At 63.8% G+C, this 9,679-nt stretch carries 7 protein-coding genes; 3 read left to right on the forward strand and 4 right to left on the reverse strand.

Features of this window, described 5'->3' with window-relative positions; all coding sequences use genetic code 11:
• Positions 1 to 688 precede the first annotated feature (688 nt).
• Together GVY64_RS33790 and GVY64_RS33795 are read right to left on the reverse strand one after the other, a co-directional pair.
• Positions 689 to 1,690 carry a ParB/RepB/Spo0J family partition protein gene (locus GVY64_RS33790; RefSeq protein ID WP_159850288.1) on the reverse strand — a complete coding sequence of 334 codons (1,002 nt, stop codon included), beginning with the start codon at positions 1,688 to 1,690 and terminating at the stop codon, positions 689 to 691.
• Positions 1,691 to 1,694: 4 nt separating this feature from the next.
• The gene (locus GVY64_RS33795) at positions 1,695 to 2,564 is read right to left on the reverse strand and encodes a nucleotide-binding protein (protein ID WP_159850289.1); all 870 of its coding nucleotides are present in this window, start codon (positions 2,562 to 2,564) and stop codon (positions 1,695 to 1,697) included.
• Between the two features lie 301 nt (positions 2,565 to 2,865).
• Between GVY64_RS33795 and GVY64_RS33800 the strand changes: the two genes are divergently transcribed.
• Positions 2,866 to 3,072: a hypothetical protein gene (locus GVY64_RS33800; RefSeq protein ID WP_159850290.1), complete on the forward strand. Its 207-nt coding sequence runs from the start codon at positions 2,866 to 2,868 to the stop codon at positions 3,070 to 3,072.
• A 198-nt stretch (positions 3,073 to 3,270) separates the two neighbouring features.
• Here the strand turns inward: GVY64_RS33800 and GVY64_RS33805 are convergent, their stop codons facing one another.
• Positions 3,271 to 5,256, reverse strand: a complete 1,986-nt coding sequence (locus GVY64_RS33805) for a hypothetical protein (protein WP_159850292.1) — start codon at positions 5,254 to 5,256, stop codon at positions 3,271 to 3,273.
• A 386-nt stretch (positions 5,257 to 5,642) separates the two neighbouring features.
• Positions 5,643 to 6,278: a hypothetical protein gene (locus tag GVY64_RS33810; protein ID WP_159850294.1), complete on the reverse strand. Its 636-nt coding sequence runs from the start codon at positions 6,276 to 6,278 to the stop codon at positions 5,643 to 5,645.
• Positions 6,279 to 7,145: 867 nt separating this feature from the next.
• Here GVY64_RS33810 and GVY64_RS33815 point away from each other — a divergent pair.
• Together GVY64_RS33815 and GVY64_RS33820 are read left to right on the forward strand one after the other, a co-directional pair.
• Positions 7,146 to 8,510: a cutinase family protein gene (locus GVY64_RS33815; protein WP_159850296.1), complete on the forward strand. Its 1,365-nt coding sequence runs from the start codon at positions 7,146 to 7,148 to the stop codon at positions 8,508 to 8,510.
• A 403-nt stretch (positions 8,511 to 8,913) separates the two neighbouring features.
• On the forward strand, positions 8,914 to 9,369 hold the full coding sequence (locus GVY64_RS33820) for a hypothetical protein (RefSeq protein WP_159850298.1): 456 nt from the start codon (positions 8,914 to 8,916) through the stop codon (positions 9,367 to 9,369).
• Positions 9,370 to 9,679 lie beyond the last annotated feature (310 nt).

The following is a 9,679-nucleotide window of genomic DNA, read 5'->3' on the forward strand; positions in this document are numbered from 1 at the left end:
TTCGTTGATCCGCCAGACCCGACAGTGTTCCTCGGCCACTACCGGACCTCACTCCCCCATCCTCGCGCCGCTCACTGCGTTTGCTGCCGATGTCTCCGCAAGCATGGGTCGGGCCGATGCCGAGAGGCAAGCGATCGTCTGAGCTTGCGCCAAGCGTTATCACTGTGGGCGGGGCGCTCGAGTACGTTGCGTCTATCGCGCCTGGAGCATCCCTTTACATATGAGCGCTTCGCTCGTCAGTGCTAGCAGCCACCGCAACGTCTAAGCTCCAGAAGGCTGGTGCAGCCCTTCTGCGAATCGGTCCGAACCCGGACCGAATGCCCGCCCGATCGAACGAACAGTACGCCACGCGTCGAATCACGTCGTCCGAGAGACTTCGTCGTCTTCAGCTTGTCTTCGTTAGTGATCAGGCCCGTCTGCTGCAATCGCTGTACTCACGTCCGGCCCTGGTAGTGAGAGATGCTGCGGAGTTCGTCGGAAATTCAGCCTAAGAGAACTGTATAGGACCTATACAGCTAGGCAGCGGTGAGCCGAGTGTCATTCGGGTGCATATCCGTATAGGACCTATACATCAGCACCGTGCCACGCAGGACCTCCTGTATAGGTCCTATACGGCGCGCCGGTCAGCGAATGAAAAGGCCTGCTGTATAGGAGCTATACAGCAGGCCTTCTCGATTCAGGGGGCGCTTCAGACCGCCGCCGAATTCTCCAACTTGGCGACTAAGAGCCGCGACACCTCGGCCACCATGTCGATCGGAAGCTCGTCGATCAGAACGTCTACGACCTTCGCTGGGGGACTCTTCTTTGGAATCTTGACTGCCGCCCGGGTAACCAGGCCGACAGCTGGCTCATCGTCCTTGTCCTTCTCCCGCAGGCGCGCCGCCGAGTATGGGGGGCCGAGTTCAAGCAGCTTCTGCTGATCCTCATGTGAGAGCTTCGCCAGGCGCCATGCCTTATCGGCACTGAGCTCCTTCGCGGCCACTAGAGCCTGGAAGCCCCCGATCAGCTTGAGTAGTTGCAGCCGTTGCCACACCAGGCCATGGGAGAAGCCGAGCTCATCAGCGAGTGTGCGGTAGCTGACGCCGGACTGCTCCTCAAGGATGTCCTGGATCTCCATTGCCTCGAGGATCGGATTGAGGCTCTTGCGGTGGTGGTTTTCGATCAGGCCTGTCTTCTTCACCTGAATTGCATCGCCTACGCCGTCGTTCCGGACGAATGACAAGGTCTCGATGCCTCTGGCCTTGGCGATCGCGTAGCGTCGGTTGCCGATGATGATGATCCACCACACGTCAGGACCGATCTTCTCACGGTCCTCGGGGTGATGCTTCAGCCAGACGTCGATTGGACACACGGTCAGGGGTTGTAGCACACCGAATTGCTTCAGGGTCGAGCCGAACGCCGCAAGCTCGTCGTCCTTCTCGGGGTCGTACTCGTCGGACAGCCGCGGGTTCGCCGGGCGAGGGGCGAATCGGTAGAGCGGGGCTTCCCCGGTCTTCCCATCCGCTACCGCGTCTGGCGAACCTTCTGGCGCAGTGTGCTTCACGGTGTCGGGCCGCGCCGGTGGAGCCGCCGCGACCACCTTCGGCGAGGGAGGGGGCGTCGAGGCCCGAGGTACTGCGGGTGCTGCCGACCCTGGCACTACTCGTGCTCCGCGCCGGTTGGCTTCCTTCTTCTGCTTCAGCGCGTCCATGCCGTTAGGCAACGCGACCACCTACTTCCGTCGCAACTTGCAGCATCGCCGTCATCCACTCGGCCTTCGACTTCGCCAGCTTCTTCGCACTCGTCGCGGCGGTCTTAGCTGCCCTCTCCTTGAGTGACTTCTCGAACGGGATCGGGGTGAGCACGGGCAACTCGTAGGTTTCGACGATGCGCTCAAGCAACTTCATATGCCGATCGGAGGGCATCTTCACCTCGTTGAGCAGTACGACAACGTCGTGACCGCGCATCTTTTCGGCGAACCCTTCCAGGGCCTCGATCGTCTCGTTCTCGAACTTCATGACACAGACCACCAAATGGGATGCGGCGATGACTCCGTAGGCTGCGGAGCCGGTGCCCGGGTGGGTGTCGAAGATGAGGCAGCGCCCGGATTCCTTGGCCCACTTCACCACGGTGTCGGTGATCTGCTGTTGCGGCGGCTGCCCGTTCTCAAAATCCTCACCGCACGGAATGAAGTCGGGGCGGCCGTATCGCGCGCCAGACAGCGGGCGGGGCATCTTGCCAGTGGTGAGGCCAGTAAGCATAGGGGATGCCAGCCGGTCTTCATCGCGCCAGTTCAATGCGCGGGATCCGTTGCCTTTGTTCCAATCCGTGTCGCAATAGACAGCGTCCAGGCAGTATGCAGTTTCGATGGCGTTCCGCGTCTTGCCAACACCACCCTTGTCACCGGTGAACGTGATCACTCGGCCAGCCAGATTTTCGCGCCCCCACTCTCGCAGGGAGCGGATCGAGCCGAGGACGTCCACCGACGAATCGCTGGCGTACATCTCGTCCTCGTCGGAGTACTCAAACTCGGACGGGTCGAGGGCGGGTTCCTCGGTAATTTCATAAGGCGTAGCTGAAGTCAACAGAATCCTCCAAGTACATCAGAGGTGAGGGATGAGATGAGATGTGCTTGCGGGGCTAGTGTTGCACAGTAGGGCCGCGAGTCGTGTAATCCGTTGGAGAGTGACGGCTTCGCGTCTCTACATCACGCCTCCCCGTAGCAGCCCCGGTTCCACTCACACCGAACCCACGACGGATTTATCGTGTACACACACGATAATGATAATCTCGTGTATACGCAATAGATGGCGACAGGAAGCGGCGAGGGTCCATGTGAGCGGCGAACCGGAGGAAGAGCGTCACACGCCAGGTCATCGGGTCCGTGTGCCCAAGCCGATGTGGGAGGCATGGGGGCGGGTCAACGCTCGGCGCGGGATCACCCGCACCGAGCGCATCCTCGACACACTGCGTGCTGACATCGACGCGTACGGTGACGACACCGACCGCGCCGATCTACACGAGGGCGAGAAGGAGTTGGCCAAGCGTCGGGCACGCATGTCTCCTGGCCGGCCGAGGCGATCCGACCACTGAATGCTGCAGGGGACGAGAGTTTTACGTCACTGTGACGGAAAGCCTCCATCGGTAAGGACGCACATGGGGTCAGTGCGTCATCTGCTGGCGGCATCAAGTCCCCGCGCGCTCAGCTTCCGGGTTCGTCGCGTCTGGGCAGTGTGGGATGGGGCTTGGCCTCCCGCGACCTGGCGGCACCGAGAGGCGTCTCTTCGGTACTCAGACCTGAATGCGAACTGCCCCGAGGGCTTCGGAGAGTAGCGCCAGTGCGGCCTCGTCCGTGTCTTCGATGTCGTCGGTGTCTGCGATGGCGGCTGTCTCGTTGCGAGCGGTTGGGGGCGGTGGACTGAGGTAGGGGAGTGCGCCAGGCGCTACAGCCGCCATGTAGGCGTCGTGGTCTGCATATACTTCCGCGATCGTCGTGTAGGCGTGGATCTCGCGGGAAGAGAAATTGCGGGCGATGACATCCAGGAATTCCCAGAATTCTGCTCGTTCCCTGCGATGTCGGGCAATTCGGATGTCGCGGGCCTCGTCGACAGCTGCGGTGAGTTCGGGAATCTGGCGGGGTGATCGCCCTGTCCGGCAGATCCAACCGTAGCCGTAGTCGACAAGCCCGCGTGCAGCGAGTTCCCGCGTACTGCGCGACACCGTTGCCGAGCTCACGCGAGCCGCGGCGGCCAGCTCCTGCGGCCGGACGGTCGACTCCGTGCTCTCAATAGTGGTCAGGATGTGGTAAACCCACCAGGCGGATAGCCCGATATCGCGCCACACTGGGTCGATCTGCTCCAGACGGGCTGCCATCACTTCCCATTCGGCCGCTCGCACGATTTCGCCGTCCAGTCGCGGTTCGACCAGGGTGTACTCGTCTCCTGTTCGTTGAGGGGCATTCCAGACAGCCAGTCGGCGAACTGGTGATCCTTCGGTTTCCCTGAAGATCCGCAGCACGGTGACCACGGTGTCCTCACACACCGCAGCTGCATCCGACAGAAATCTTGTCCCCAATGCAGCAGATGGCTTGCCAGTCAATTGCATCCCGTGAGCAACTGCGCTGGCAACGGCCAGTGCACTGAATAGTTGTGGACCTCGAAACCGACCGCTGAGCAGCACCCATTTCCATGCTGAAGCGAGCTTCCGTTTCAGAGAAACTTGTGGAGCCTCAATCCCCCCTGTGTTGCTCTGGTCGGTTTTATGTTCGGAGGTAGACGATTTCGCGCCGATTGGTGTTCGCCACCTCTCGACGTACTCCCATGCCCGACTCCAGTCGATGCTGAGCTGCCGTCCGTGGTCATGGCGTGTGCGGTAGCCATCCCAGAATCCGTCCCAGTCGGGATCGCCATAGGTGGCCCGGACGTCATCGAGACTCCAGCCTCGAGCGACGTGCGCCCGAAGGACACCGAGTCGGGCTTCGCTCGGCGACCACGTCTTGCCTGCGGGTGTTCGCCGGTCCGGCACTACCCCGCGAGAGCAGAATGGCCGGATCCAGCCCTGTAGAGGCGCTTTGGTGGTGACGCTGGCTGGCAGGCGATCAGCGCCTGTCGGCCCCGGCACATACGCCACTGGGGCCGGCTGCTGGCTGTTCGTGTGCACACTGGCGTCGACATCGCGAACGTCGGTGCGGGTGCTGAGGTAGGCCTGGGGGTCGAGGAGTGCATTGAGACGCGCGACCAGGCCCGGTTCGGACCGCTTGGTGAAGACCTCGACGGCATCTTCGATGCTGATGTCGACCAGCTCGCGGAATCCACCACCGCGGCAGCGGGCGCCCGGCGGAGTGATGCAGCCCTGAACCGGGTGCAGCATGGGGCTGAGGTCCAGGGTCGGCAATTCGGCTTCGAGTAATTTCAGCGGTCTCCTCAAGCCTTTGAGGCTCAGTTCCTCGGCGAGGGGAACGTAGATGTGCATGCCGCCGCGGGGGGAGCGGTCGACGACGTACCGCGCCCTGCACTGACGGAGAAGCGCTATCGCGCGGGCGGCGTCTCGGGCTACATCGGCTCGGCCAGCAGCGTCCGACGTCGCTGACTTGCTCGGATCCAGATCCAAGACGAGCAGCCGCGTTTTGCCGTCGCGGTAGATCGGAAGTGCTGCGGGTGCGTCAGGCAGACGTTTCCACCGCAACTTCGTTGCCTTGGGGGCGTATTTTTCGATCTCAGCGACGTAGAGCCGCATCGACTGGCGCGCGGCGATGTGGAGGGCCAGCCCCACCCACACGTTCTCAGCGTCTGCGAGCTGGTGAAGAGAATGAGCGGCCCCGTGGTGGGGTGCCGTCATCAGCGCTGTGGCGCTGTTCCGATCGAAGGAATGGTCGTCATCGGTTACGACACGGCCGGAAGCGGTTGAGTCCCGATTTGGACGTGCGGTATCCTCGGACCCAGGTTCCGTCAGCAACAGAGCGTCCTAACTCATGTGGATGCTGGTGGGACTCGCTGTGGGGATGAGTTGGCCCTCATCCCCCATGGTTTTCGGGAAGCCCGTCCAGCCTTGAGCAAGCTGGGTGGGCTTCTCCCATGTTTCGGGAGTCCCTGGGTTCTATTCAGTTCGGTCTGGTGAGGTTCTAGTGGTCCTCCGTCTCAGCTCCCAGCCTGGAAGGCGAAGAGTCAACTTGCTTTGCGAACCTTCTGGGGCACATCCATGAGCGTCGGCTGTGCTTCCAGCTCGGCAATGTCAGGAAGCGCTCGCAGAGCCTCTTCCACCACCTGCCACAGGTTGACGTTCTTTGCCTTCGCCACATCTTTGGCGCGTTGAGCCACCGACTTGTCGATCTGCACGAACAAATCAGCGAGATCGGCCGTGTCACGGCTGATTCGCGGCGGGCCTACACGTTCTCTCCGGCGGGGCATAGCGATATAACTAGCACCTCGGCGGTGGATTGCGCGCGCGACTCGCCGAAAGCCTCGCGACGAACATCGCTGACCATTGGCTGCCGATCTCTCCGGGGTGGTGCCAGGCATCCCGATGAGGCACCTCGGCCGTAGCCCACCTGACTCAGCCATCACCAGCAGGGTCACCGGGGTGATCACATGACGAAACCAGCTGAGCACGAACTCGATACTGCGGGCCGCGGTGGGCGCCTCCCGGAGCGTAGCGTGCGCGACGGTGACGATCTCGCGGATCGCGAGGTCGAAGCCTGTGGCGAGCGTGCACTGCGCGATCGCAGGGCCAAGTGGCGCCGCCAGTTCCACGGGCGGCTTTCTCCCATTGGCGGCTGGTGGAGTGATCATCGGCCAGCTCACAGACTGAAACTAATAGGAATCTCAGAGGAATGTCAACGCACATAGCTTGCATCCGCGTCGGACGCAGCCGCCGATGCGAGTCACGCAGGGCGTAGAGACGAAGCTTGCGCAGCCAGGCAACCCGGACAAGGGAGGCGCCTGGGCGTCTCTTTCCCCTCACTTCGCCGAGACCCATTGGTGCGTCGAAGTATCCAGCTGCCTCTGGCTTCGCGTTGTCTTCATGCTTTGACATCACATGGAGCTGGCGTGCGCCCAGCCTCGGGCGGTGGCTCCACCGCCGCGAGCGAGCGGGACCAACATCCATCAAATTTCCTTTGACATACCTACATACTTCCCTTTAGATTCCCTTTCAGGGAGGACGTCCGGGGGAGGAGATCCTTGTCCGGCCGAACGGCTGAGGTGCAGAGCACGCGGCCGTCCGCCTCTCATTCCGGGCGGCGCGAAGGACGCACGCCCGATTACGAGGGAAAGGAATCTCCAACCATGGGTGCAGTCCTGAGCGTTGTCACCTTCGTCTTGAACGCCGGAGCCACGCTGGCGTACACGGTCAATCAGATCGTGCACGCGGTCCTGCCGTTCCTCTGATCGCGGCTCGCCCGGCGGCTGCATTGCCGTCGGCTGCTGGCGAGAACATCGTGGCCCTCGCCCCGAGTTCCCTGTTGCGGGCGATCGGATGCGACGGCCCTGCGATGCGGGCCCCTACGGGCACTCGGGCTCAGTGATCGAGCACCGAGTGTTCCGTGGGGGCCGCTGTATTTCGGCGGTCTGCCCCGGCATGGGCGGACCGACCGCTTATCGAGTGATCCCGCAGCGCCACGTGTGAACCTTGAGGTTCGACGGCGCTGCCGTAGCCGTGAGGAATCAACTGTGCGCCACGTCGTCGCGCTGACCGCCGCTGCAATAGTTTGCGGCGGGACGGCGCTCGCGGAAATTCCTGCCCAAGCCGAGCCGCCGTCGCGGCCCACTGCCCTTCTCGACGAGACCGCCCCCGCTTCGCAGGCCGCGGAGAGCCGAACTGATGTTGTGCCGAGGGCAGAGGTCGGCCGCATCGAATCTGTCTCCGCTGGCCTTGGCTCGGACGGTGCAGTGCCGGTAGCACGTTGCCCGGGTCTGTTGGTGTTGGGAGTACAGGGCACCGGCGAGTCGACGCCCGCGGCGAATCCGGACATCACCGGCGGGATGCTCGGCACGATGGTGGGGCCGATGCTCGCGCAGGGCGTGGACATCGCGCACGTGAATATCCCGTACGAGGCCAGCTTCGGCGGTGCTCCGGGGACGGGTCCGGGAGCGGCGCCGTTCGCGGCATCGGTCGACCAGGCGACAGCCCGTTTGAATGCGACGGCGGCGGAGGTTGTATCTCGCTGCCCGCAGACGATGCTGGCCGTGGCCGCCTATTCGCAGGGTGCTGTGGCCGGTGCCGAATTCGCTCGGCAGGTCGGGGCCGGGCAAGGTCCGGTGCCCGCCGATCGCGTGGCCGGGGTGGCTCTGTTCAGTGATGGCACTCGCCCGGCGGGTGGTGCCCCCTTTCCTGGGGCGCCGGGGCAGATGACTCCTTCGCCGGCGCCGGGTACCGATGGTGCGGCGACGTCGCAGGTGCGGGTTCCGGTGCCCCCGGCTAGTGGCGGCATCACACCGAATGAGGTCGGGTTCGGCGCGCTGTCCGGGCGCGTCGCGGAATTCTGCGCGCCTGGGGACCTGGCCTGTGATGCCCCGGGTAGGGCTGCGGTGCTGCGCACAGCGGCGGGTCTTGCCGCCCGCGCGGATCTGCACGATCCGCTCGCCGCTGTGAGCTCGGTCAGCGCAGCCTGGCATCAGACAACCGCGGCGGCTACCTCGACGGTGCTTCTCAACGATATTCAGGTCGACGGAACAGGTGTCAATTACGTTCCTGCGGCGAGTGTTTCGGATCGCATCGCCGATGCGGCCGACCCGCGGACCCCTGCGCCGGGTGCGGACCAGGCGCAGGCGACGGCGGACAAGATCAGCCGCATTGTGGCCGCGGTAGCGGCTGATCCGCTTCGGCAGTTGCCGCAGCTGGCTGGGCAGCTCGGTGCGGCGGTCCAAGCGGAATTGGCGGCCAACGCTGATCTGTTGAATCCGGCGACGATCTTGAGCTATGCCGACCCGGTCGGCAACCACACCAGCTACGCCGGTGACGGGGCCACTCAGCAGGCGGCCGAGTGGTTCGGGGCGCTGTCGCGCGATATCGCCACCGCGCGAGGTGGGCGGTGAAAGCGAACCGGATCGCCGCTCGCTCGGCCGTGAGTATCTGCATCGACGGCGTCTGCGAACCAGTGGCGCTGGCTTGGGGGTACAGCAGCTGATGAGTCATGACGCCATCGCCCTCGTCATCGCAGGCGGACTATTCCTGACCGTCACGGTCATGACGGTGATCGGTCTGCGCGGGCCACGCGCTGTGGGGCAAGCACCGGCAGGCGTGGATATGCCCGCAGTTGATGCTCGCTTCGGACAGGAGATACGGCAATGAGGTACCGAAGCCGATATCAGAACTGGCTCGAAGCCATGTACGGGCTGCGGGTACCTGCGTCTGCGCAGTGGCACTGCGATGAGCTGGGGATGTGGATGCGAGAACTCGAGATCCGCGTCGGCGGATCAGGGGGGAACGCGGTCGAAGTTGGCCGGTGACGAGACATCAGCTGCGGTCCTCAAAGCGCTCGACGCGGCCCGTGGCCTGCAACATGCGGGCGCTGGCCTGATCGTGGTGCTGTTTCGGGATGCCGAGGTGGCTGCGACGCTGCATTGGCGGGCCGACGGTTGGGTAGCCGCGACGATGGTCGGGTTGGCGCGATCGCTGGGAGCGGATGGGGCCGTGCTGATCGTGGTGGGCTCTCCGCGGGTCGTCGGGGCGGTCATCGTGGCCTGCGATGTCGCGGCCGAGGAGTTGATCGGTGCGGGGCTGATGGTGGCTGCTCGCATTCATGTACGCGCTCTTACCGATAGCGGCATGCTCTGGACGGACCTGTCCGGGGCGGCGGCACGCGATGGGTCATTGCCGCCCCGGGACGGGGTATCTGCCGTGCCGGGGCGGGGCCGTAACAGCGGCGTGCTCGGATTCCTGCGCCGACGTTGATCACGGCGCCGGTCCGCGCATTCGGGAGTTCGGCCGCAACACGAAGGCGACGGTCGCGGCGGCTACCTGCTGCCACCAGGGTTCGCAGGCGAAGGGTGTGGGCTTCGCCTTACGACGACGGCGCACATCGGGCCTCTCACGCAATCTGACTGCGCTACCCCCATTTCGATACTTCCGCTGCTTCTGAGGTTCCCCCGCATTGTTGGAGGGCGGGGTAATCAGGTTCCAGCCGGAACCGGGTGATGGTAGCTCGCCTCGAATTCATCAGGTGATCGCCAACCCAGCTTCTTCTGGATGCGCTGGCTGTTGT

The sequence above is a fragment of the Nocardia sp. CY41 genome, from assembly GCF_009829325.1.
GTDB lineage: Bacteria > Actinomycetota > Actinomycetes > Mycobacteriales > Mycobacteriaceae > Nocardia.

Excerpts from the sequence above, each read along its gene's own strand:
- GVY64_RS33790 (WP_159850288.1), bottom strand. The coding sequence starts at position 1,690 with ATGGACGCGCTGAAGCAGAAGAAGGAAGCCAACCGGCGCGGAGCACGA.